This is a genomic window from Paraburkholderia sp. SIMBA_027 (genome assembly GCF_046535315.1).
Taxonomy (GTDB): Bacteria; Pseudomonadota; Gammaproteobacteria; order Burkholderiales; family Burkholderiaceae; genus Paraburkholderia; species Paraburkholderia tropica.
Genome location: NZ_JAWRWY010001299.1, coordinates 1 through 247, shown reverse-complemented (window position 1 = coordinate 247; position 247 = coordinate 1). Strand labels below are relative to the sequence as shown.

Sequence of the window (247 nt, the reverse complement as noted above, 5' to 3'; positions counted from 1 at the left end):
CAGGCCCAGCCAGCCGATCACGCGGCCCGGCAGGTCGACGGGGATGAAGTCGAGCGAGTTCATCAGGGCAACCCAGACGAACACGGTCAGTGCCAACGGGGCGATGAAAGTACGCGTGCCGTGGATCATCGACTTCGATTGATCCTCGACCATTTCGACCAGCATTTCGATCGCGCACTGGAAACGGCCCGGCACGCCGGACGTCGCCTTACGGGCGGCGAGATGCAGAATGAAGATGGTGGCCAGA

At 62.3% G+C, this 247-nt stretch carries 1 protein-coding gene; it reads right to left on the bottom strand.

Going from position 1 to position 247, the window contains the following annotated elements; genetic code table 11:
- The coding region (locus SB764_RS43345; RefSeq protein WP_410867216.1) for a F0F1 ATP synthase subunit A at window positions 1-247 on the bottom strand (247 nt) is incomplete at both ends.